Annotated in this window: 19 protein-coding genes and 5 tRNA genes; 6 read left to right on the top strand and 18 right to left on the bottom strand. The window is 30.0% G+C overall.

Annotation, left to right across the window (positions count from 1 at the left end):
• Positions 1-35 precede the first annotated feature (35 nt).
• From nusG to BXQ17_RS00840, 17 genes are all read right to left on the bottom strand, one after another.
• Complete coding sequence (nusG, locus tag BXQ17_RS00920) at positions 36-587, bottom strand: transcription termination/antitermination protein NusG (protein ID WP_077808825.1); 552 nt, start codon at positions 585-587, stop codon at positions 36-38.
• Positions 588-589: 2 nt separating this feature from the next.
• Positions 590-787, bottom strand: coding sequence for a preprotein translocase subunit SecE (gene secE, locus BXQ17_RS00915; RefSeq protein ID WP_077808824.1), 198 nt, complete (start codon positions 785-787; stop codon positions 590-592).
• 18 nt (positions 788-805) lie between these two features.
• Positions 806-878: transfer RNA gene (locus BXQ17_RS00910), tRNA-Trp, on the bottom strand.
• 82 nt (positions 879-960) lie between these two features.
• Positions 961-2148, bottom strand: a complete 1188-nt coding sequence (gene tuf, locus BXQ17_RS00905; protein ID WP_077808823.1) for an elongation factor Tu — start codon at positions 2146-2148, stop codon at positions 961-963.
• Between the two features lie 60 nt (positions 2149-2208).
• A tRNA-Thr gene (locus BXQ17_RS00900) sits at positions 2209-2281 on the bottom strand.
• Between the two features lie 15 nt (positions 2282-2296).
• Positions 2297-2369 (bottom strand) — tRNA-Gly (locus tag BXQ17_RS00895).
• Positions 2370-2382: 13 nt separating this feature from the next.
• Positions 2383-2464 (bottom strand) — tRNA-Tyr (locus BXQ17_RS00890).
• Positions 2465-2518: 54 nt separating this feature from the next.
• A tRNA-Thr gene (locus tag BXQ17_RS00885) sits at positions 2519-2592 on the bottom strand.
• 104 nt (positions 2593-2696) lie between these two features.
• Positions 2697-3005, bottom strand: a complete 309-nt coding sequence (gene raiA / locus BXQ17_RS00880; protein WP_077808822.1) for a ribosome-associated translation inhibitor RaiA — start codon at positions 3003-3005, stop codon at positions 2697-2699.
• Positions 3006-3011: 6 nt separating this feature from the next.
• On the bottom strand, positions 3012-3899 hold the full coding sequence (locus BXQ17_RS00875) for a tyrosine-type recombinase/integrase (protein WP_077808821.1): 888 nt from the start codon (positions 3897-3899) through the stop codon (positions 3012-3014).
• A gap of 96 nt (positions 3900-3995) precedes the next feature.
• The gene (gene rpsU / locus BXQ17_RS00870; protein ID WP_026777225.1) at positions 3996-4193 is read right to left on the bottom strand and encodes a 30S ribosomal protein S21; all 198 of its coding nucleotides are present in this window, start codon (positions 4191-4193) and stop codon (positions 3996-3998) included.
• A 216-nt stretch (positions 4194-4409) separates the two neighbouring features.
• Entirely contained in the window at positions 4410-5576 is a 1167-nt protein-coding gene (locus BXQ17_RS00865) for an acyl-CoA dehydrogenase family protein (protein WP_077808820.1), read from the bottom strand.
• A gap of 21 nt (positions 5577-5597) precedes the next feature.
• Complete coding sequence (locus tag BXQ17_RS00860; RefSeq protein WP_077808819.1) at positions 5598-6482, bottom strand: helix-hairpin-helix domain-containing protein; 885 nt, start codon at positions 6480-6482, stop codon at positions 5598-5600.
• Positions 6483-6491: 9 nt separating this feature from the next.
• The gene (locus tag BXQ17_RS00855) at positions 6492-8084 is read right to left on the bottom strand and encodes a sodium:alanine symporter family protein (protein ID WP_077808818.1); all 1593 of its coding nucleotides are present in this window, start codon (positions 8082-8084) and stop codon (positions 6492-6494) included.
• A gap of 87 nt (positions 8085-8171) precedes the next feature.
• Entirely contained in the window at positions 8172-9071 is a 900-nt protein-coding gene (locus BXQ17_RS00850; protein ID WP_077808817.1) for an SDR family oxidoreductase, read from the bottom strand.
• Positions 9072-10070, bottom strand: coding sequence for a TrkA family potassium uptake protein (locus BXQ17_RS00845; RefSeq protein ID WP_077808816.1), 999 nt, complete (start codon positions 10068-10070; stop codon positions 9072-9074).
• Between the two features lie 3 nt (positions 10071-10073).
• Positions 10074-10295, bottom strand: coding sequence for a PspC family transcriptional regulator (locus BXQ17_RS00840; protein ID WP_077808815.1), 222 nt, complete (start codon positions 10293-10295; stop codon positions 10074-10076).
• A gap of 172 nt (positions 10296-10467) precedes the next feature.
• Here BXQ17_RS00840 and uvrA point away from each other — a divergent pair, with 172 nt between their 5' ends.
• The 5 genes from uvrA (at position 10468) to BXQ17_RS00815 (ending at position 22196) form a co-directional block, all read left to right on the top strand.
• The gene (gene uvrA, locus BXQ17_RS00835; protein ID WP_077808814.1) at positions 10468-13290 is read left to right on the top strand and encodes an excinuclease ABC subunit UvrA; all 2823 of its coding nucleotides are present in this window, start codon (positions 10468-10470) and stop codon (positions 13288-13290) included.
• 50 nt (positions 13291-13340) lie between these two features.
• Positions 13341-14048, top strand: coding sequence for a TIGR00730 family Rossman fold protein (locus tag BXQ17_RS00830; RefSeq protein ID WP_077808813.1), 708 nt, complete (start codon positions 13341-13343; stop codon positions 14046-14048).
• 31 nt (positions 14049-14079) lie between these two features.
• Entirely contained in the window at positions 14080-16893 is a 2814-nt protein-coding gene (locus tag BXQ17_RS00825) for an aminopeptidase (RefSeq protein ID WP_077808812.1), read from the top strand.
• A gap of 277 nt (positions 16894-17170) precedes the next feature.
• Positions 17171-19624: a thiamine pyrophosphate-dependent enzyme gene (locus BXQ17_RS00820; RefSeq protein ID WP_077808811.1), complete on the top strand. Its 2454-nt coding sequence runs from the start codon at positions 17171-17173 to the stop codon at positions 19622-19624.
• A 133-nt stretch (positions 19625-19757) separates the two neighbouring features.
• Entirely contained in the window at positions 19758-22196 is a 2439-nt protein-coding gene (locus tag BXQ17_RS00815) for a zinc-dependent metalloprotease (RefSeq protein WP_077808810.1), read from the top strand.
• A 1-nt stretch (position 22197) separates the two neighbouring features.
• On the opposite strand, the gene BXQ17_RS00810 is transcribed toward BXQ17_RS00815, so the two are convergent.
• The gene (locus BXQ17_RS00810) at positions 22198-23472 is read right to left on the bottom strand and encodes a DUF2851 family protein (RefSeq protein ID WP_077808809.1); all 1275 of its coding nucleotides are present in this window, start codon (positions 23470-23472) and stop codon (positions 22198-22200) included.
• A gap of 115 nt (positions 23473-23587) precedes the next feature.
• Between BXQ17_RS00810 and BXQ17_RS00805 the strand changes: the two genes are divergently transcribed.
• On the top strand, positions 23588-24220 hold the full coding sequence (locus tag BXQ17_RS00805; protein ID WP_077808808.1) for an NAD(P)H-dependent oxidoreductase: 633 nt from the start codon (positions 23588-23590) through the stop codon (positions 24218-24220).
• Positions 24221-24245: the final 25 nt, after the last annotated feature.

The following is a 24245-nucleotide window of genomic DNA, read 5'->3' as shown; positions in this document are numbered from 1 at the left end:
GCCAAAAAATAAATCGATATATATTTGTGTAACAATTATATCTTTTCTACTTGCATATAACTTAATTCTAATGGTGTTTTTCTTCCGAATATTTTCACCATTACCTCAAGCTTACGCTTTTCTTCATTTACTTTTTCAATAGTACCATCAAAACCATTAAATGGCCCGTCAACTACTTTAATTGTTTCTCCGATATTAAATGGAATTGCAACATTCTCATCTCTTACAGATAATTCGTCTACTTTACCTAACATTCTGTTTACTTCAGATTTACGCATAGGTACAGGCTCACCTCCTTTTGTTTCACCTAAAAAACCAATTACACCTGTAATTGCTTTAATAACGTGAGGAACTTCACCAGACAAATTAGCTTCTACCATAATGTAACCAGGAAAATAAACTCTTTCTCTATTTATTTTCTTACCATTACGTACTTGTACAACTTTCTCTGTAGGTACTATTACTTGGCTTACATAATCAGATAAGCCTACCCTAGAGATTTCTGTCTCTATGTAAGCTTTTACCTTATTCTCTTGTCCACCAATGGCTCTAACAACATACCATTTCATTACTGAATCAGTCGCCATCTCTAATTAGATTTAAACATTGTGAAAAAGTTATCCAAACCTGTCTGAAAAACATAGTCTATACCTGCTACAGCTAAAGCGAACAAAATAGTGAACACCGCTACTGTTACTGTTGTCTTTTGAGCATCTTCTTTAGAGATCCAAGTCATGTGATTACTTAGTTCATCAAAAGAATCTTTAATATATTGTATAAACTTCATTCTAATTGTATGTTTTTGCACGGATTGAGAGACTCGAACTCCCGACACCTGGTTTTGGAGACCAGTGCTCTACCAACTGAGCTAAACCCGTTTATTATTTCATTTATAAAGGCATCCCGATAAAATCGGGACACCCTTTTAAATTTATACTTAATAAATCAATATATAAAATATTAATCTAATAATTCAGTTACCTGACCTGCACCTACAGTTCTACCACCTTCACGGATAGCGAAACGTAAACCAACATTTAATGCGATTGGCTGAATTAAATCTACAGTAATTGTTAAGTTATCTCCTGGCATCACCATTTCAACACCATCAGGTAAGTTAATTGTACCTGTAACATCCGTAGTTCTTACATAGAATTGTGGGCGGTAATTGTTATGGAATGGAGTATGACGACCACCTTCTTCTTTCTTTAAAACATAAACTTCAGCTTTAAATTTAGCGTGCGGTGTTACAGAACCTGGCTTACAGATTACCATACCTCTTTTAATATCTTCTTTAGCAATACCTCTTAATAAGATACCTGCATTATCTCCAGCCTCTCCTCTATCTAAGATTTGACGGAACATTTCAATACCAGTAATAGTAGAAGTCATTTTTTCAGCTCCCATACCGATAATATCTACAACATCTCCAGTATTTGCAATACCAGTCTCAATACGACCAGTTGCAACTGTACCACGACCTGTAATAGAGAATACATCTTCAACAGGCATTAAGAAATCTTTATCAACCTCTCTTAATGGCTCCTCAATCCAAGCATCAACTTCTTTCATCAATTCAAGAACAGTATCAACCCATTTTTGCTCACCATTTAAAGCTCCTAAAGCAGAACCTGAAACTACAGGACCATTATCTCCGTCGTATTCATAGAAAGATAATAATTCTCTAACTTCCATATCAACTAATTCTAAAAGCTCCTCATCATCAACCATATCAACTTTGTTTAAGAAAACAACGATACGAGGAATTCCTACCTGACAACCTAATAAGATATGCTCTCTAGTCTGTGGCATTGGTCCATCTGTTGCAGCAACAACTAAAATAGCACCATCCATTTGAGCAGCACCCGTTACCATGTTCTTAACATAATCGGCGTGACCTGGACAATCTACGTGTGCATAGTGACGCTTTTCAGTTTGGTACTCTACGTGAGAAGTGTTAATTGTAATACCTCTTTCTTTTTCTTCCGGAGCATTATCAATCTGATCAAAAGATCTAGCCTCAGAGAATCCTGCATCAGCTAATACTTTAGTAATAGCCGCAGTTAAAGTTGTTTTACCGTGATCTACGTGTCCGATAGTACCAATGTTTAAGTGTGGTTTCGAACGGTCAAAAGTTCCTTTTGCCATAATTATTAATTTTAATTCTTAGTTTAAATATATTTAGTGTCTAATAATACATAAAAAATGAGCCAGCGACGGGATTTGAACCCACGACCTCATCCCTACCAAGGATGCGCTCTACCAACTGAGCTACACCGGCTTGTTGATATTTTAGAGCGAAAGACCGGGTTCGAACCGGCGACATTCAGCTTGGAAGGCTGACGCTCTACCAACTGAGCTACTTTCGCAAATCGTAAATTGTGGGGAGAGCAGGATTCGAACCTGCGAAGACATAGTCAACGGAGTTACAGTCCGTCCTCGTTGGCCGCTTGAGTATCTCCCCGATAATTTACTATTTTAATGAACTTTTAAATTACAAATGCAATTTAATTTACTGAGCCAATGGAGGGACTCGAACCCACGACCTGCTGATTACAAATCAGCTGCTCTAGCCAACTGAGCTACATCGGCTTTCGTTGTTTAAAAACAACACGCTATTTCTAACGGTTTGCAAATGTATAAAGTTTTTTCAATTTCCAAAACTTTTTTTTAAGTTTTTTTGTTTTTTTTTCGTTTTACGAAATCATTGAATCTCTTAACTTCTCTTTTGATCTTTTTAATTGTCTCTTTAAATTATCAACTGCGGCATTCACTCCTTCTTCAAAAGTTTTCGTTTCTCTCTTGACAATCAACTCGCTACCAGGTATATTAATTTTTATTTCTGTTATTTTATTTTCTTTATCACTTGTGTTTTGAACTTTTAAAAACACTTCTGCATCAACTATCTTATCATGAAATTTTGACAATGTTAAAACCTTAGTTTCTACAAACGTTATTAATTGACTATCTGCATTAAAATTTACCGATTGCGTGAATACTTTCATACCTTATCATTTTTTGTTGCTTCTAGGGTGAGCATTGTTATACACTTTTTTTATTGCTTCTAAACTATTACTAGCATAGATTTGAGTAGAGGCTAAAGATGAATGCCCTAGCAATTCTTTAACCGAATTTAAGTCTGCCCCTTCATTTAAAAGATGTGTTGCAAAAGAATGCCTTAATATATGTGGACTCTTTTTTACCTTTGATGAGACTTCACTAAAGTAAGAATTAATAATTCTGTAAACAAGTGTTTCATATAATTTATTTCCTTTTGATGTAATTAACAAATATTCTGAAACAAAACCTTCTTTGTTTCTCTCTTGTAAATACTTTTTTATTGAAATTAACACAGAGGGAAGTATTGGCACATAACGTTCTTTATTCCTTTTACCCAAGACTTTTATAGTATTGTTTGTAGAATTTATATCTTGTAATTTTATGTTGATCAACTCTGCTCTTCTAATTCCTGTAGAGTACAATAGCTCTACCAACAACTTATTTCGAAGAGTATCAAAACCATTATCATTTTCAAGAGAACTTATAACAGCATTCACTTCTTTTACAGTAAAAGGAACCTGGACTTTCTTTTTGATTTTTAAAGCCCTATGTTTTGCTAACGGATTGCTATCTAACTGACCTGTTTTCTGTAAAAATTTATAAAATGATTTTAATGAACTGATTTTTCTATTTATAGAATTATTTGATACATCAGAATTAACTAAACTTACAATCCAACTTCTAATTAAAGGATATTTCACCTCTAGTAAATCATCTAATTCAAATTCTGATAAACAAAATTCATTGAAAGCAGTTAAATCTGTTTTATATGCAACTATAGTATGTTTAGAATATTTTTTTTCTAAGGATAAATAATCTAAAAAAGAATTGATTAACATTATTGATTTTTAATAATCAAATTTAGTGTTTTTAAAGCAAAAAAAATCTCGCACTAAAATTAGTGCGAGATTTATTATTTTAAGAATACGTTAGATTTATCCAACTTCTTCTTGTGTTCTTAATCTTTGAACGTAAGAGGCTTTTATTCTTTGAGCTCTTTTCGCTACAGATGGCTTTGTAAAGTTTTTTCTGTTACGTAAGTTCTTCATCGTCTTAGTACGATCGAATTTTCTTTTATAACGCTTTAACGCTCTATCTATATTTTCTCCTTCTTTAATAGGTATAATTAACATAAGTTAGCACCTCCCTTCATAGTATCTTTATATTTTGAATAGCACAATGGCTATTTGGTTTATTTTTTGGTTTGCAAATGTAGTTACAAATTATGAAATAACAATTACTAAATTAAATTTATTTTAAATAGTCTATTTACTTTAATTTTCAATAGCTTAAAACAGATTTTTAAATAATCATTATAAAGTCAAAAAATAATAAAACATAAAAATTTACTAGGTAGCTGGTTTATATTCTTTATTATCGATTACCATTTTTGCTATAATCTCTTTTAATATTTCTGAAGTTCCTCCTCCTATTGGTCCTAATCTACTATCTCGTAACAATCTTGCCATAGGATATTCTTCCATATAACCATAACCTCCTAAAAGTTGTAAAGCATCATAAATAACCTCATCTGCTATCTTTGTAGATAATAGTTTAGACATACTTGCTTCTTTAACAACATAAGCTCCTAAATCTAATCTTTTAGTTATCGAGTAATTATACTCTCTACACATATCTACTTTACTAGACATTTCTGCTATTTTATGTCTTAAAGCTTGAAATTTATCTAAAGATTTGCCAAAAGCAACTCTTTCTTGCATGTAATTAATTGCATAATCTACTGCGAATTCTGCTCTTGCGTGTGCATTTACACCCATTATCAATCTTTCTAAAGCAAAATGTTGCATGATATAAGGAAAGCCTTTTCCTTCTTCTCCCATTAAGTTTTCAACTGGGATTTCTACATTATCAAAAGCAATTTCTCCGGTATCTGATGCTCTCCAACCAAGTTTATCTAATTTCGTTGCAGAAATACCCTTTGCTTCTCTATCGACAACAAAAATACTAATCCCTTTATATTTATCCGAAGGATCTGTTTTGGCCGCAACTATTAAATAATCTGAATAAACTCCGTTAGTTATAAAAGTTTTAGATCCGTTTAAAATATACTTATTACCTTTTTTAATTGCTGTAGATCTCATACCTGCAACGTCACTTCCCCCAAAAGGCTCTGTGATACAAAGACAACCAATTTTATCGCCTTCTACACTTGGCACAAGATATTTTTGTTTTATAAATTCTGTACCTTCCTTATTAAGATGTGTCATTGCCAAAAATTCATGCGCCCACATTGCTGCTGCAAAACCACCTGAATTGACCTTTTGCAATTCTTCTAAAAAAATCACGGTGTAGAATAAATCTAAATCTAAACCCCCGTACTCTTCCGGTGTACACAAACCGAAATATCCCATTTCGCCAAATTTTTTCCAAATAAATCTGTCTATGGTTCCTGTTTTTTCCCATTTATCAATATGAGGAACTACTTCCTTCTGTAAAAAATCTTTAAAACTTGCACGAAAAGCGTCGTGTTCTTCAGTAAAGTACATACTGTTCATCTGGTAAGAATTTTGAGTTGTTTATTTAGCTACCAAATATAAGACTATTCTGTCATACAAATCTAACGGAAAACCACTGATATTTTTTAATTGTGAAATATTTTGCAATTCAGCCACCTCATCTCTGTATTCAAATATCTTTTTACACAATTCATAATCTACATACGGAGTTTTAAGAATTTCCTTAAAAGAAGCTGTATTTACATTAATTTTTTGAATATATGGCAATTCTATAAGTTTAAAGGTTTGTTTAATTTTAACCAAAATTTCGGGCTTTACACCCCATATTTCATCTAGTTGACTAAGCATAGAAAATCCTTGTAATTTAGAACGATACTTAATAATTCTGGCTGAAATTTTATCTCCAACACCATCAATTGTTTTAAAATCTTCTAAAGTTGCCTTATTAATATCTGTTGTCGATAGAGTTTTATTCTTTTTTTTAGAATATTTAACAATAGTAGAATTAGATATACTTGTTTTTTGTTGAGTAACCCAATCAGGGAACTTAAAATACGGAGCAATTCTATTTAAAAGCGAATCTGAAACATTTGTAACTTCCTGAAACTCTTCTTTAGAATTCACAAATTGATTACGCTTTCTGTAAGCAAGTAATTTGTCTATTTCATTTATAGACATTCCCAATTGAGCGCCTTTATAATCCGTGATATAGTTCGGATTAAAATGATATAACTTAGGCTTTCTTGATTCTAAAGCAATTAATTTTAAACTATCTATCTTCTTATAAAAGGCTAAAGTTCGAGCATTATCCATTATTGATACATCTTTACTTGAATCTTTATAAAAGAAAATTAAAACTTGGAATAAAGCAATAATTATAACCAATAAAAAAACCCCATTTCTTTGGTTTTTATTATACCAGAAATGGGATTTAAATATTTTCATTTGTACTTTTTATGCTTTGTTTGTTTTAATAGCACTCATATACTTCTTTAATTCTACTTTTACCTTAGGTGCTAAAAGAATTAAACCTATCATGTTTGGAACCATCATTGCAAATACCATTGCATCAGAGAAACCAATTACAGAACCTAAACTAGCTGCTGCACCTATTACAACAAAAATACAGAAAATAACTTTGTAAGTGTATTCCATCTTTTTTGATCTTCCGAATAAATAAGACCAACCTTGAAAACCATAATAAGACCAAGAAATCATAGAACTAAATGCAAATAAAACTACTGCAACTGTTAACACGTATGGAAACCAAGAAATAGCTGACTCAAAAGCTCCCGAAGTTAATAAAATTGCTTGCGCATCATTTAAAGATGCATTTTCCGCAGTTACATTTCCTGTAATAATTAATACTAAAGCTGTCATTGTACAAACTACTACAGTATCAATAAATGGCTCTAATAAAGCAACCATTCCTTCACTTGCTGCATATTTAGTCTTTACTGCTGAATGCGCAATAGAAGCAGAACCAATACCTGCTTCATTAGAAAATGCTGCCCTTCTAAAACCTTGAATCATTACACCAATTGCACCACCAGCAATTCCTTCTGGACTAAAAGCTCCATTAAAAATTTGCACGAAAGCATCACCAATCATATCATAATTTGCAAAAATCACAAACAATGCTGCACCCACATAAATTGCAACCATAAAAGGAACAATTTTATCTGTAACCTTAGCAATTTTCTTGATTCCACCGATAATTACAATACCAACTAAGAAAGCCATAACCAAACCGAACAACCAACCTTTACCAGCTAAAACAGATTCTGAACCACCTGTAATATTTTGAACTAATTGAAAAGCTTGATTTACCTGAAACATGTTTCCTCCTCCAAAAGAACCTCCAATAACAAAAATTGCAAATAAAGCTGCTAAAATCTTACCTAGCGTTTTATTTTTTAATCCTTTTGTTAAGTAATACATTGGCCCTCCGTAAACAGTACCATCTGCTTCGATGTCTCTATATTTTACACCTAAAGTACATTCTACAAATTTAGACGCCATTCCTAAGAAACCAGCAACTATCATCCAGAATGTTGCACCTGCACCACCAATTGAAACAGCAATTGCAACACCTGCAATATTACCTAAACCTACAGTTGCAGAAAGCGCTGCTGTTAATGCTTGAAAATGTGAAACCTCACCTTCATGTCCCTCTACTCTAATTGTATCTGGGTTATCACCTTCCTCTGTTGTTGAAACAGTATTTGAAACTTCAATAGCTTTATTTTCGCCTTTACCTTCTAAACCGTCATATTTTCCTCTAACAATATTTATTGAAGTAAAGAAACCTCTAAAATTGATGAAATTAAAATAAACTGTAAAATATAAAGCCCCTAATATTAAAGGGAATAAAACCCAATAAATACTAATAGTATCTGTAAAAGGAATTTGATAAAAAATAAAATCTACAAACCATCCTGTTGCATTACCAAATGCTTCATCAATTTGTTGATCTAAACCTTTTTCTTGAGCAAACGTAAAAAAGGGTGTTGCTAACATTAGCAACGAAAGAAGTTTTTTATTCATAATAGAAATTTGATTAATTTAAATTTAGTGACCCGCAATATCATAAAAAAATGCTCTTTTAACAAGTTTTAATCGTTAAAAGTAACTTTATGAAAACGTTTCTTTAAACTTTTGTAAATCTATTTTAAAAGAATTTGTTTTAAAGCCTAACTCTTTATTCGTTTTAGTTAAGTCGAAACCTGTTTTTGCAGGTCTTAAAGCTTTTTGATTTAAAGTTTTGGTAGAAATTGGTTTTATTAAATCTTTACTTAAGTTAAAAACCTCTGCAATTTCTTGTGCGATTTCAAAAATACTAAGCAATTTATCGGAAGAGATATTAAAAATTCCTTTTGCTTTTTTATCAACAACAACCTTGCAAGCTAATGCTAATTCTTCTACGTAAGTTGGCATTCTATATTGATCATCAACAATTGTAATTTCTTTATTATTTTCTAACATTTCTTTTACCCAAAGTACAATATTACTTCTACTCATGTCAAAAACTTTTCCGTAGACTAAAATTGTTCTTAAGATTGTAAAATCTATTTCTGAATCCAGTAAAACTTGTTCAGATTTTAATTTTGACTCACCATAATAACTTAAAGGATTTGGAATATCAGACTCTTTATAGTATCCTTTTTTGCCATCAAAAATAAAATCCGTAGAAATATGAATTAAATGAATTTTAAGTTTTTTTGAAACATCTTTTAACGATTCAACCGCTAACACATTTAACTCCTCACAAGTTTTTTTGGCATCTTCACAAGCATCTACGTTTGTCATAGCTGCTGTATTTATAATAAAATCTGGTTTAATTTTTAGAATAGCATCAGTTAATAAAATTTTATTAGTGATATCTATTGACGAGTACTTAAAATCTTCTCTTCCGCTTCTGTTTTTTCCTTTAGAAAAACCATAAACATCATACACATCTTTATTTTTGAGTAATAAGTTTAGTAGAGATTGACCTAACAAACCATTGCTACCTGTAATAATTACTTTTTTCATTTAAAAGATTTGTCTTAGTTTAATTATTTGCTCTGGCCTACCCAAAACAATTAGTTGAGAATTTTCTACTAACTTGATGTTTGCCTCTGGATTGATTACATAATCTTTATCCGGGTTTCTAAATCCTATTACAGTACAGCCAGTTTGTTTTCTTAAGTCTAAATCTAAAATAGTTTTATTTATAAATTTAGATGGCAAATCGTTTACAGCTATTTCTTCTAGGTTTGCAGTTGTTTCACCTTCTATAGTTAATCTATCTACAAATTCTATAACATCTGGCGTTGTAACCAAAGACGCCATATGATTTCCGCCAAGTTTATCTGGCATTATTACATTATTTGCACCGGCAAACTTTAATTTCTTGTAAGAAGATTCGTTAGATGCTCTACTAATAATTGTGCATTTATTATTTAATTGACTTGCAGTTAATACAACAAACAAATTATTCGCATCCGAAGGTAAAGCTGTTATTAAAAAAGAGGCTTTTTCGATACCTGCCTTTAGTAAAGTTTCATCTAAAGTTGCATCACCTTCAATATTTAAAATCCCTTCAGAATCTAGAAAAGAAATCATTTCTTTATCTTTTTCTACAACAACAAATTCTTTATTATAGTTTCTTAATTTTAATATTGCTTGCTTACCATTTCTACCGTAACCACAAACAATAGTGTGCTTTTTTAAATGATTTATTTGTTTTTCCACTTTTCTGTGTTTAAAATGTTGAAATAATTTACCGCTAACCAAATATTCTGAAAACGAAGAAACCGCATAACCAAAAATGGTAATACTTGTTAAAATTAAAAAAATTGTAAATACTTTTTCTTCAGGTGAAAAAGGTTGCAACTCACCAAAACCTACGGTTGTTACAGTAATTACTGTCATATAAAGAGCATCTACAAAATTATAGCCAGAAAGCGACATATAACCAATTGTACCAACACCAATTATTAACATAGCTAGTAAAGCAATTTTATTTATTTTCGATTTTAGAAACTTCATATTTTACAAATCAAAAACCGAGCTTCTTTTGGTGTAAATCATGTCTTTTAATTTTAAAATAAAAGCCATTGTTAAATACAAACCAAAAGACAAACCAGCAGTAAAAAATGTAGCATAAATAAAGAATAAACGAACGTTTAATGCTCTCATCCCTAATCTATCTGCCAATCTAGAAAAGACTCCAAATCCATTTCTTTCAAAAAAATGACGAATACTGTCTATCATTATTTACCAAATTAAATATATCGCAAGATACTATTTTACATTTTTAAAAGGAAGATTTTTATTTCTTAAACATCTTAAAACTAGTTAAAAAACATTTATAAAGGTTTTTAGATTGATTCTTAAATTAAATTTCTAATGATTAACTTTGCTTTTTTTGAAAAATAAGGCACATTTGAAAGACCAAGAATATATAGAAGTTTACGGAGCAAGGGCTCATAATTTAAAGAATATTGATGTAAAAATTCCTCGCGAAAAACTAGTAGTTATAACTGGTTTAAGTGGTAGCGGAAAATCTTCTTTAGCTTTTGATACTATTTACGCTGAAGGACAAAGGCGTTACATAGAGACTTTTTCTGCGTATGCCAGACAATTTTTAGGAGGATTAGAAAGACCAGATGTTGACAAAATTGATGGTTTATCGCCCGTAATATCTATCGAACAAAAAACAACAAATAAAAGTCCGAGATCTACTGTTGGTACCATTACAGAAATTTATGATTTTTTAAGATTACTTTTTGCAAGAGCTGGTGAAGCATACTCATATAACACAGGCCAAAAAATGGTAAGTTATTCTGATGAGCAAATTAAAGATCTTATTTTAAAAGATTTTGATAACAAAAAAATTGCCGTTTTAGCACCTTTAATTAAATCTAGAAAAGGGCATTATAGAGAATTATTCGAACAAATTTCTAAACAAGGTTTTTTAAGAGTTCGTGTAGATGGTAAAATTCAAGAAATTGAAAAAGGAATGAAGCTAGACAGATACAAAACTCATGATATTGAAGTTGTAATCGATCGTTTAGCCGTAAACAAATCCGTAGAAAAACGTCTAGATGAAACTATAACAACAGCCTTATATTCTGGTAACAATATAATGATGGTTATTGATGTAGAAGATAATAACCCAAGATATTTTAGTAGAGAACTTATGTGTCCTACAACCGGTATCGCATACCCAAATCCAGAACCAAACACTTTTTCTTTTAACTCACCTAAAGGTGCCTGTAATTCTTGTAACGGATTAGGATTAACTAATGAAATTAATCTATCTAAAGTGATTCCGGATGATTCTATTTCTATAAAAAATGGAGGAATTGCTCCGCTTGGAGAACAAAAAAACAGTTGGATTTTTAAACAAATTCAAAATATTGCAGAACGTTATAAATTTAAACTAACAGACGCTATCAAAGACATACCTAAAGAAGCATTAGATATTATTTTAAATGGTGGTAACGAATCTTTTGAAATAGAATCTAAAACTGTTGGAGTAAGAAGAAATTACAAAATCGATTTTGAAGGTATTGTCGCATTTATTGAAAACCAGTACAAGAGCGCAGAAAGTACTTCTATAAAAAGATGGGCAAAAGGTTTTATGGACGAAGTTACATGTTCTACTTGCCATGGTAAAAGATTAAAAAAAGAAGCTTTACATTTTAAAATTTTAGATAAAAACATTAGCGATTTAGCACAATTAGATGTTACAGAACTAGCTAAATGGTTTAAAAACATAGAAAAAGATTTAACTAAAAAACAGCTAAAAATAGCCTCTGAAATCTTAAAAGAAATAAGAACTAGAATTCAGTTTTTATTAGACGTTGGTTTAGACTATTTAACCTTAGACAGAACTTCTAAATCTTTATCTGGTGGAGAAGCGCAAAGAATTCGATTAGCCACTCAAATTGGCTCTCAATTAGTTGGAGTTTTATATATTTTAGATGAACCTAGTATTGGTTTACATCAAAGAGATAATGAGAAATTAATAGATTCTTTAGTTAAACTTAGAGATATTGGTAATTCTGTGTTAGTTGTAGAACATGATCAAGATATGATTGAAAAAGCAGATTTTGTTTTTGATATTGGTCCAGGAGCAGGAAAACATGGTGGCGAAATTGTATCTGCAGGAACATTTAGTCAATTAAAAAAACAAAAAACGCTTACAGCAGATTATATCACAGGAAGAAAAAAAATTGAAGTTCCTAAAAAAAGAAGAGAAGGAAACGGAAAAAAGATTAAGTTAAAAGGAGCAACAGGTAATAATTTAAAAAATGTATCTGTAGAATTTCCTTTAGGTAAAATGATTTGTGTTACCGGTGTTTCTGGAAGTGGAAAATCGACTTTAATCAACGAAACTTTATACCCAATTTTAAACGCTCATATTTACAGAGGCGTTAAAAAACCAATGCCTTATAAAAAAATTGAAGGTTTAGAACATATTGATAAAGTTATCGATATCGATCAATCTCCTATTGGTAGAACTCCTAGATCTAACCCAGCAACGTACACCAAAACTTTTGATGAAATTAGAAGTTTATTTGCTAAAACTGCCGAGGCTTCTATTAGAGGTTACAAACCTGGTCGATTTTCTTTTAATGTTAAAGGTGGTAGATGCGAAACTTGCCAAGGTGGCGGAGTTAGAGTTATTGAGATGAACTTTTTACCAGACGTGCAAGTAGAATGTGAAACTTGCCAAGGAAAACGTTTTAATAGAGAAACTTTAGAAATTAGATACAAAGGAAAATCTATTTCTGATGTTTTAGAAATGACGATTGAAGACGCAACAGAGTTTTTTATTAAAATTCCTAAAATCCACAGAAAACTTAAAACCATCAAAGATGTTGGCTTAGGCTACATAACTCTTGGGCAACAATCTACAACACTTTCTGGTGGAGAAGCACAGAGAATTAAACTAGCATCAGAATTATCTAAAAGAGACACTGGTAATACTTTTTATATTTTAGACGAACCCACAACCGGACTTCATTTTGAAGACATTAGAGTGCTGATGGAAGTTTTAAATAAATTAGCCGATAAAGGAAACACTGTATTGATTATAGAACATAATTTAGATGTTGTAAAATTAGCAGATTACATTATTGATGTTGGTATGGAAGGCGGTAAAAAAGGTGGTAAAATTTTAACTACTGGTACACCAGAAGAAATTGCAAAACATAAAACTAGTTACACCGCCAAATTCTTAAAAAAATTACTAATTTAGCAGGCTTTTCTTTTTTAAAAGCATGATACAATAAATAAAATATACTTAAAATGACAAATGACGATAGAAAAATAAAAGAAAAACTACAAATTAAAACTTGGAACGAAATTAAAACAAACGATTCTTGGGCTATATTTAAAATTATGGCAGAGTTTGTAGAAGGATACGAAAAATTAAGTAAAATTGGTCCTTGTGTTTCTATTTTTGGTTCTGCAAGAACAAAACCAGATCATCCATATTACAAATTAGCAGAAGAAATTGGTTTTCAATTAACACAAGCAGGTTTTGGTGTTATTACTGGTGGTGGACCAGGAATTATGGAAGCTGGTAATAAAGGAGCAAACAGAGGTAAAGGACTTTCTGTTGGTCTAAATATCGAATTACCTTTCGAACAACATGACAATCCTTGGATTGATCCAGGTAAAAGTTTAGACTTCGATTATTTCTTTGTGCGTAAAGTTATGTTTGTTAAGTATTCGCAAGGTTTTGTAGTGATGCCTGGTGGATTCGGAACTTTAGATGAACTTTTTGAAGCAATTACACTTATACAAACTAAAAAAATAGGCCGTTTTCCAATTGTACTTGTAGGTTCTAAATTTTGGGGCGGATTGTTAGACTGGATAAAAAACACGCTAATTACAGAGAAAAATATTGGTTTAGAAGATTTAAGCCTATTTAGAGTGGTAGACACTGCAGAAGAAGCTGTTGAACACTTCAATAAATTCTACGCAAAATACCAGCTAAAACCAAACTTCTAAAATTAATTAATAATTTATTAGTTTACCTTTATTGAAAAAACAAGTTTACATACTATTTTTCATACTACTTTATAGTGGCTTTAACTTAGCACAACAAAATGCGATTAATATTAAAGCCACTTTAAATGTAGAAGAAGATAAATTAATGATTCAACAAGAAATTGTTTACACAAACACTTCTAATCAAGAATTAAATCACATATTTCTTCACAATTGGGGTAACGCATTTAAAGATCGAAAAACTCCACTTTCAAAACGTTTTATTCAAGATTTTAGAAAAGACTTATATTTTGCAAATCAAAAAGATTTAGGTTTTTCAGACATCAAAAACATTACAATAAATTTTAATAATATTATTTATAAAGAGCTAGAAAACAAAGAAGATATCTTACAGCTATTTCTAGACAAACCATTAAAACCTAAAGAAAGTACAAGAATTAATGTTACTTATATTTTAAAAATCCCGAACTCTAAATTTACAGGTTACGGTAAATATAATAACGGATACAGATTAAGGTACTGGTATTTAACACCTGCAATTTATAAAGATGGATGGCAGTTAATGAGCAACTTAAATCTTAACGATTTATTTGAAGATTATACCACTTTTAACATTCAGTTTAAATTACCAAATTACCTTAACTTAACAAGTAGTTTAAAACAACAAAAACCAAATATCGACGGTGTTTATACTACTTACAACCTTTATGGTAAAAACCAAAAAGATGTTATTTTAGACATCCAAAGAAAAAATACTTTCAAAAAATTTCATACAGATAGTCATGAAATTCAAACTGATATTTTACAGGAAGATTTCAACGAAAATATCACAAAAGTAATCTTAAATAGAGAGCTAAGTTTTTTAACATCATATTTAGGAGTTTTACCTACTGATAAAATTTTTATTGATGAAGTAATGCGTAAACAAAATCCTATTTACGGATTGACGCAATTACCTAATTTTATTAGACCTTTTTCTGATGTTTTTAAACAAGATTTAACCTTATTTAAAGTTTTATCAAAAAAATATTTACAACAAACTCTGCTAATTAATGAAAGAAAAGATTATTGGTTAATAGATGGCTTGCAAAATTATTTGATGATTGAGTATGTAAATAAATTTTATCCAGAAATTAAACTTTTAGGAAAAGCATCTAATTCTTGGTTTTTAAAAAGATTTAATATTTCTAAACTTAAGTTTAACGAAAAATATCCATTTGTATATCAATTTACTGCCAGACGATTTTTAGATCAAGCATTAAATACTCCTGCAGATTCTTTATCGAACTTTAACAGAAGAATAGTAAGCAAATATAAAGCTGGTTTAGGTTTTACCTATTTAAAAGGTTTTTTAAGTGAAGCTATTTTAAATAAAAGTATCAAAGAATTTTATCAAAAAAATAAACTTAAAGTTACTAACGATTCTGACTTTAAAAATATTCTAACTAAGAATACTTCAAAAGACATTTCATGGTTTTTTAAAGACTTTATAAAAACTAACAAAAAGATAGATTATACTATCGATAAAGTTAAAGAAACAAATGACAGCTTAAAAGTGACAATTAAAAATAAGAGAAATATTACGACTCCTATTGCTCTATACGGAATAAAAAATAAAGAAATAAAATATAAAGAATGGTTTACTAACGTTTCTGACACACTTACCACCACCCTTCCGAAAGGCAAATTTGACCAAATTGCTTTAAACTACGAAAATATTTATCCGGAATACAACACATTAGATAATTATTACAACGTAAAGCGAAAATTATTTAACAAACCTTTAAAATTTTCTTTGATTAAAGATGTTAAAGCACCAAATTACAATCAGATTTTTTACCAACCTAGTTTTGGATATAATTTTTACGACGGATTAATTTTAGGCGTAAAGCTACATAATAAGCCTATTATCAAAAGAAATTTAGAATTTAAAATTTCGCCAGGTTATGCAACCAGAAGTAAAATGATAAACGGTTCTTTTTCTGTAGCTTTTAATCAGTTTTTTGAAGAAACTAACATTTATAAAATTGCATATGGTATTACCGGAAACACATTACAATATGCACCAGAATTATCTTACAGCTCTTTAATACCATATGTTGACATTCAGTTTAAAAGAAAATCTTTAAGAGATGCAAGTACAGAAAATTTAAGAGCAAAAATTGTTCATATTAATAAAGAAATTTCTCCGTTAGAAACAAAAACAGATCAAGATAATTACAATGTATTTAGTTTAAGCTATAATTATATCAACCCAGATATAATTGATGAAACTAGATATAGTTTTACAGGAGAAGTTGCCAAAAATTTCTCTAAGATTTCTGCAGATTATAGGTTTAGAAAGCTAACAACATCAGACACTCAGTTAGATTTTAGAGTTTTTGCAGGCGTATTTCTTCATAATAAATCTGAAGGAGATTATTTTAGTTTTGGTTTAGATAGAGCTAACGACTATTTATTTGAGTTAAATTACTACGGTCGATCTGAAAGTTCTGGTATTTTTAGCCAACAATATATTATTACAGAAGGTGGTTTTAAGTCTGTTTTACCGACAAGATTTGCTAATCAATATATGTTATCTCTAAACTCAAGCATTGGTTTATGGAGATGGGTAGAGTTTTATAATGATGTTGCCTTCCTTAAAAATAAAGACCAATATTTATTTTTTGGTTATGAAAACGGAATCCGTTTAAACTTTATTCATAATATTTTTGAAATCTATTTACCGCTATACTCTAATAACGGTTGGGAGGTTTCACAAGAAGCATATCCTCAAAAAATTAGATTTACTTTTACTGGTGATTTAGGTTCTATCTACAATTTCTTTAGACGAGGATTTTTGTAAAAACCTATTCTAACTTCATCTAATTTTAAAACAACTTTAACACACATTTTTCTTTACTTAAGCATTTAAGAATGTTTAAGTAAATTTTAGGTTATTCTATAATAATCTTCATTTACTTCTATTTCGTACAGATTTTTAAAATAAATCTATAAAATTTAATTATTCGTAAAATTTTAAACTAAAAACATTAATTTGTTGATAAATTACTAAATAAATAAGAAATTTTTAAATATCAACTAAAATGACTACTTTTGCAAAAGTATAATTCAAGAAAAATATGGCTCAGAAAACACTTACTCAAGATACAAAAGAACTTTCTTTTAAAGATTTTAAAGCAGAAGTTTTAAACGACTATAAAATTGCTAAAATTAGTAGAGAATGTAGTTTACTTGGTCGAAGAGAAGTTTTAACTGGTAAAGCTAAATTCGGAATTTTTGGTGATGGTAAAGAAGTGCCTCAATTAGCCTTAGCAAAAGCCTTTAAAAAAGGAGATTTTAGATCTGGTTATTATAGAGATCAAACTTTTATGATGGCAATTGGCGAGTTAACTGCACAACAGTTTTTTGCTGGTTTATATGCTCATACAGATATCGATATAGAACCAATGTCTGCTGGTAGACAAATGGGTGGGCATTTTGCCACACATAGTTTAAATGAAGATGGTAGCTGGAAAAACCTAACAGAACAATACAACTCTAGTTCAGATATTTCTCCTACTGCAGGACAAATGCCACGTTTATTAGGTTTAGCGCAAGCTTCTAAAATCTATAGAAACGAAAAAAGTGTACAACACAAAACCAACTTTTCTAAAAATGGTAATGAAATTGCTTGGGGTACAATAGGTAACGCAAGCACAAGCGAAGGTTTATTTTTCGAAACAATTAATGCTGCAGGTGTTTTACAAGTACCAATGGTTATGAGTGTTTGGGATGATGAATACGGAATTTCTGTTCACGCAAAACATCAAACTACAAAAGAAAGTATTTCTGAAATCTTAAAAGGTTTTCAAAGAGATAACGATGCCAATGGTTATGAAATCTTTGTAGTAAATGGTTGGGATTATGTAAAATTAATAGACACTTATAATAAAGCTGCTAAAATTTCTAGAGAAGAACATGTACCTGTTTTAATTCATGTTAAAGAATTAACACAACCTCAAGGGCACTCTACATCTGGTTCTCACGAGAGATATAAAGGAAAAGAAAGATTACAGTGGGAAAAAGAACACGACTGTATTGCTAAAATGAGAAAATGGATTTTAGATTTTGAATTAGAAACAGAAAACGGAGAAACTTTACGTTTTGTAGATTCTGAAGCCGATTTAATCACTCTAGAAAAAGAAGCTAAAAAAACAGTTACTACTGCAAAAAGAAATGCATGGAACGCTTATAACAACGAATTAATTGCAGAAGTAAAAATTGCGGCTAATCTACTAGACAGAGTTGCTAAAAAAAGTAGAAACAGCGCGTTTATTACAAAATATAAAAACGATTTAGAAAAACTAGTAGAACCGATTAGAAAAGATATTTTAATTGCAACTAGAAAAACACTTCGTTATTTAAAAGATGAAGAATTTTCTGAAAAAATAGAACTTCAAAACTTTATTAAAAAAACGATTGAGGCTGCTGCTTATAAATATTCTTCTTATTTATATAGCGAAAGTAATTACAGTGCTTTAAATGTAAGCGCTAAAAAACCTGTTTATGCTCAAAAACAAAACTTGGTAGATGCAAGAATTGTAATGAGAGATAATTTTGATGCAATCTTAAAGAAGCATCCAGAAGTTGTAATTTTTGGTGAAGACGCTGGTTTTATTGGTGATGTAAATCAAGGATTAGAAGGTTTACAAGAAAAATACGGCGATATTAGAATTTCTGATACAGGAATTAGAGAAGCTACAATTATAGGACAAGGTATTGGGTTAGCAATGCGTGGTTTAAGACCAATTGCAGAAATACAATATTTAGATTACTTATTGTATGCTTTACAAATTATGAGTGATGATTTAGCAACATTACATTATAGAAGTTTTGGTAAACAAAAAGCACCATTAATTATTAGAACTCGTGGTCATAGGTTAGAAGGTATTTGGCACGCAGGTTCACCAATGGGCGGTATTATCAATAACGTTAGAGGAATGCATGTTTTAGTTCCTAGAAACATGACAAAAGCTGCCGGTTTTTACAATACTTTACTAGAAGGAGACGAACCTGCTTTAGTGGTAGAATGTTTAAACGGTTATAGATTAAAAGAAGAATTACCAATTAATTTAGCAGAATTTAAAACACCTATTGGTTATGTAGAAACTGTTAAAGAAGGTACAGATATTACAGTTGTTTCATACGGATCTACTTTAAGAATTGTGCAAGAAACTGCTATCGAATTACAACAAGTAGGTATTAATATAGAAATTATAGACGCACAAAGCTTGTTACCTTTTGATTTAAATTCTGATTGTGTTAAAAGTCTTGCTAAAACTAACAAATTATTAGTTGTTGACGAAGATGTACCAGGTGGAGCATCTGCTTATATATTACAAGAAATTTTAGAAAAACAAAACGGATATCAATATTTAGATAGCAAACCAGCTACACTGGCATCTAAACCACATAGACCTGCTTATGGTACAGACGGAGATTATTTCTCTAAACCATCTGCAGAAGATATTTTTGAAAAGATTTATGATATTATGCACGAATCGAATCCAAACAAATTTAAAAGTTTGTATTAAAAATATTTTCTTATAATATTTATGAAAACCTCAAAAAACTAATGTTTTTTGAGGTTCTTTTTTAACAGAAATATAAGAATCTGCTTCAGCTAATTTTAATAATTTAGTAGATTAAATAATTAACCAATCTATTATGAAAAAAATAATTTTATTTTCATTAGTTACTTCACTCCTTTTCACATCCGATTTATTTAGTCAAAGTGGTCGAATTAAATTAAAGAAGAAAAATAAAACTGAAAAAAACACAGAAACCAAAACTCCTAAAAAAAGTAAAACTCCTAAATATTCAGACTTTGTAAAAAAAAGCACAAAGACTGACGATGGTTTGTTTAAAGTACATGAAAATAAAGATAAATTTCTTTATGAAATTCCTAATTCTTATTTAGGTAAAGAAATGTTATTAGTTACTAGAATTAAAGAAATTCCTGCTAATTTAGGTGGTGGTTATGTTAATGCTGGTTCTAAAATTAACACACAAGTTATTGTTTGGGAAAAATATAAAAACAAAATCTTATTAAAAGTAAAATCTTACAATGCTATTGCAGAAGATAATCTACCTATTTACAAATCTGTAAAAGCAAACAATTTAGAACCAGTAATTTATGCTTTTGATGTAAAATCTCAAAACATCGATTCTACTGCAGTTTTAGTAGACGTTACTAAGTTTTTCTCTACAGATGTTAAAGCAATTTCTGGGTTACCATCATATTACAGAAAAAACTACAAAGTAAGAAGGTTAGATGCTTCTAGAAGCTTTATCAGTAGCATTAAAAGCTACCCAAAAAACATAGAGGTAATTCAAGATTTTACATTTGATGCTGATGCACCGCCAAGTAATAGAAATACAAATACGATTTCTATGCGAATTAATCAATCGATGATTTTATTACCAGAAGAACCAATGATGTCGAGAGTTTACGACAAAAGAGTTGGCTATTTTACAATTGGTAATGTAGATTATAGTTCTGAAGCCTTAAAAGCAGACAGCAAAAGATACATAAGAAGATGGAGGTTAGAACCAAAAGATGAAGCTGCTTATAATAGAGGTGAATTAGTAGAACCAATTAAACCGATTGTTTACTATTTAGATCCTGCAACACCAGAAAAACTAAGAAAATATATAAAACAAGGTGTAGATGATTGGCAAAAAGTTTTTGAAACTGCTGGTTTTAAAAATGCAATTATGGCAAAAATGCCTCCAACAAAAGAAGAAGACCCAGAATTTAGTATGGAAGATATTCGTTATTCTTCTATTAGATATGTGGCAAGTACAACAAGAAATGCAACAGGACCAAGTGTTTCTGACCCAAGATCTGGTGAAATTTTAGAAAGTGATATTATTTGGTACCACAATCATTTACGTTCTTACAGAAATAGATACTTACTAGAAACTGGTGCTGCGAATCCTTCTGCGAGAACTTTAGACACACCAGATGAAGAAATTGGCGACATGATGCGCATGGTAATTGCTCATGAAGTTGGTCATGCTTTAGGTTTACCACACAACATGGCTGCTAGTTATGCTTATCCAACAGATTCATTAAGATCTGGTGATTTTACTCAAAAAAACGGAATTGCAGCAACAATTATGGATTACGCAAGATATAATTACGTTGCTCAACCAGGTGATAAAAACATACGTTTTATTAGACAACTTGGTCCTTACGATCATTATGCAATTAACTGGGGTTATAGAAAAATACCAAATGTTACTTCACCAGAACAAGAAGTTAAAACTTTAGACAAGTGGATTGAAGAAAAAGGAAATGACCCAATTTATCGATTTGGCGGCCAGCGTTTTGATCCATCTGCACAAACCGAAGGAATTGGTAACAATCAAGTTAAATCTAGCACATATGGTGTGAAAAACTTAAAAATTGTTGCTAAAAACTTACCTAATTGGACTTCTAATCAAACAAATAATTACGAAGATTTAAATGAATTATATGGTGAATTATTAAGTGTTTGGGGACGTTATGCTGGCCATGTTACTGGTAATATTGGTGGAGTATACGAGTTCAACAAAAAACCATCTCAACAAGGTGCTATTTATGTACCAGTTTCTAAAAACGTTCAAAAAGAATCTTTAAATTGGTTATTAAATAACGTGTTTAAAACTCAGAATTGGTTACTTGATAAAAACATTCTTAATAAGATAGATGAAACAGGCTATACAGAAAAGTTAGGTCGTTATCAAGACAGAAATCTAGCAACATTATTAAATTATAGAACTTTAGAAAGAATGATTGAAGCAGAAGTTATTCAAGATAATTTTTATCCTGCATCAGACATGATAAGCGATTTACGTAAAGGAATATTTTCTGAAGCTAGAAGCACTAAAAACGTAGACTTACAAAGAAGAAAGCTTCAAAAATCTTTTATCAAAAGATTAGGTTCGTTAATGAGTGATAAATCTGCAACAAGTACAGATGTTTCTTCCATTGTTAGAGGAGAATTAACAACATTAAAATACCAGTTAAACACTGCAAGTAAAAGAGCTATAAATAAAATATCTAAGTATCATTACAAAGATTTAATTGTAAATATTAACAACATTTTAGATCCAAAGTAATTTAACTTTTACTTAAAACATTTTTACCTATTGCGCATTCTAAACATCGTTTAAGTGCGCAATAGTTGTTTTTAAGCTCTAATAAAGCTTGAGAGTCGAATGCACTTTCAGAAGAAACTTTTAACTCTGTAAATTTAGAAATAATACTATTTTTTTCTGATTTAATTTCCCTTAAAATTTCTAAATAAGTTTCTTCATTCACCTCTCCTCTGCTCTTATGATACATAAATTTTAAAGGTATTATTGTATTGATAATCAATAAATCTATAAATGATTTGGTAAGTCGTTTAGAAGATTTTTTAGAAACTGATTCAAAATTATAATGTGTTTGCCAAAAATCAATCATATCAATTTTAAATAAATCATAAAAGTCTGCAAGCGTATTTGATTCAATAATCTTAGAAAATAAATTTTTCTCTTTGGTTAATAATGCAACTAACTGTGCAATTCTTATGGTAGGAAAATTATTAGGACGCATTCTAAAAAAGGAAAACTGATTGTTTGACAAAGGTTTTAGATTGAATTTATGTTTTAAAAAAACATACTCTTCTTTTAAAAGCAAATAATAATTATGCTGAATGTCTTCTTCTAAAAAACCTGCTTGTCCAAAAAGTAACGCAGAAAACTGTGTAGAATTTGTACTTACTTTTTTTACAATCGAATAATCAATTGATTTTGCTAAAGCCAAAAACGCATCTCCATTAATTTTTAATCCGAAATTTTTAGCTAATAATTGAAATAAAACTCCTTCAAAGTTATTTTGCTCTACTTCTAAAAGAATTTTAATTTCTGATGATTTTCTTTCTAACCGTTCAAAAAACAAACGCTCTTTCCAATTATTGAAAGTAAACAAATCTATTTTTGATAAGTTTTTTTCACAAGGAATCCAATTTTTACGAGATAATAGTAAACTCTTATAATTATTTAAAAGATTTTTATCTACAAAAGGTTTAAGAACCAAGGTGGGTATTGCTTTATTATTTTTCATATAAATCAAAGCATCGTTTTCCCAAACAACATGTAAAATTACAGCTTCATAATTTCTATCTAATTCATGATTATGCAAATACCAATCTGATGATTTCAAGTGAATCTCCACATTACCTATCCAAGTTTGATCATCAATCTTTATATGTGTATTTAAAAAATCGGGTCCTGCATTTTGATTATGCAAACCTGTTTTAAGAATCGAGAGAGTTTCGTTATTTACTGTGCACAATTTTACGTTAGAAAACATTTTATATTTCCAGACATAATGAAGAAAATCTTCATTCATAGTTTTTATTTTAAAAGTACAAAAAAATTGATACTTCTATAAATTTATATAATTAAGCAATTTTAAGAAAGCAATATTAATGTCATATTTTTGTAAAATAAAATAAGCTTAAAACATGACTATTATAGATAATTTAAAATGGCGTTATGCAGTAAAAAAGTTTGATACCAATAAAAAGCTAACAGAAGAACAAGTAAACACACTAAAAGAAGCTTTTAATTTAACAGCTACTTCTTATGGTTTACAACCTATAAAATTAATTGTAATTAATAATAAAGAAGTTCAAGAACAACTGCTTCCGTTTTCTTTTAATCAACAGCAAATTATGCAAGCCTCTCACCTATTTGTAATTTGCATACAAGATAATTACACTACAAAAGAAGTTACAGAATATTTCAACTTAGTAAAAAAAATCAGAAATACACCCGATGAAATTTTAAATCCGTTTAAAGATTTTTTAACGGCAGAAATTCAGAAAAAAACACAAGAAGAATTAGCTATTGCAAATAAAAATCAAGCTTACATTGCTTTAGGTAATTTACTAACAGTTTGTGCAAGTTTAAATATAGATTCATGTCCTATGGAAGGTTTTATTCCTTCTAAATACGATGAAGTTTTAGGATTGGAAAAACACAATCTAAAATCTGTTTTAGTGCTACCTGTTGGTTTTAGAGCAGAAGATGATTACATGAAAGATTTATTAAAAGTTAGGAAAAATCTAACAGAAAGTGTTATCGAAATCTCTTAAATTTACACTTTAAATTAAAACATTT

This window comes from Polaribacter sp. BM10 (genome assembly GCF_002005425.1).
GTDB classification, from domain to species: domain Bacteria; phylum Bacteroidota; class Bacteroidia; order Flavobacteriales; family Flavobacteriaceae; genus Polaribacter; species Polaribacter marinaquae.
This window is presented reverse-complemented; position numbering and strand designations above follow the sequence as displayed.

Coding starts and splice junctions, on each gene's coding strand:
- nusG (WP_077808825.1), bottom strand. CDS start 587: ATGGCGACTGATTCAGTAATGAAATGGTATGTTGTTAGAGCCATTGGT.
- secE (WP_077808824.1), bottom strand. CDS start 787: ATGAAGTTTATACAATATATTAAAGATTCTTTTGATGAACTAAGTAAT.
- tuf (WP_077808823.1), bottom strand. CDS start 2,148: ATGGCAAAAGGAACTTTTGACCGTTCGAAACCACACTTAAACATTGGT.
- raiA (WP_077808822.1), bottom strand. CDS start 3,005: ATGAAAGTATTCACGCAATCGGTAAATTTTAATGCAGATAGTCAATTA.
- BXQ17_RS00875 (WP_077808821.1), bottom strand. CDS start 3,899: ATGTTAATCAATTCTTTTTTAGATTATTTATCCTTAGAAAAAAAATAT.
- rpsU (WP_026777225.1), bottom strand. CDS start 4,193: ATGTTAATTATACCTATTAAAGAAGGAGAAAATATAGATAGAGCGTTA.
- BXQ17_RS00865 (WP_077808820.1), bottom strand. CDS start 5,576: ATGAACAGTATGTACTTTACTGAAGAACACGACGCTTTTCGTGCAAGT.
- BXQ17_RS00860 (WP_077808819.1), bottom strand. CDS start 6,482: ATGAAAATATTTAAATCCCATTTCTGGTATAATAAAAACCAAAGAAAT.
- BXQ17_RS00855 (WP_077808818.1), bottom strand. CDS start 8,084: ATGAATAAAAAACTTCTTTCGTTGCTAATGTTAGCAACACCCTTTTTT.
- BXQ17_RS00850 (WP_077808817.1), bottom strand. CDS start 9,071: ATGAAAAAAGTAATTATTACAGGTAGCAATGGTTTGTTAGGTCAATCT.
- BXQ17_RS00845 (WP_077808816.1), bottom strand. CDS start 10,070: ATGAAGTTTCTAAAATCGAAAATAAATAAAATTGCTTTACTAGCTATG.
- BXQ17_RS00840 (WP_077808815.1), bottom strand. CDS start 10,295: ATGATAGACAGTATTCGTCATTTTTTTGAAAGAAATGGATTTGGAGTC.
- BXQ17_RS00830 (WP_077808813.1), top strand. CDS start 13,341: ATGACAAATGACGATAGAAAAATAAAAGAAAAACTACAAATTAAAACT.
- BXQ17_RS00820 (WP_077808811.1), top strand. CDS start 17,171: ATGGCTCAGAAAACACTTACTCAAGATACAAAAGAACTTTCTTTTAAA.
- BXQ17_RS00815 (WP_077808810.1), top strand. CDS start 19,758: ATGAAAAAAATAATTTTATTTTCATTAGTTACTTCACTCCTTTTCACA.
- BXQ17_RS00810 (WP_077808809.1), bottom strand. CDS start 23,472: ATGAATGAAGATTTTCTTCATTATGTCTGGAAATATAAAATGTTTTCT.
- BXQ17_RS00805 (WP_077808808.1), top strand. CDS start 23,588: ATGACTATTATAGATAATTTAAAATGGCGTTATGCAGTAAAAAAGTTT.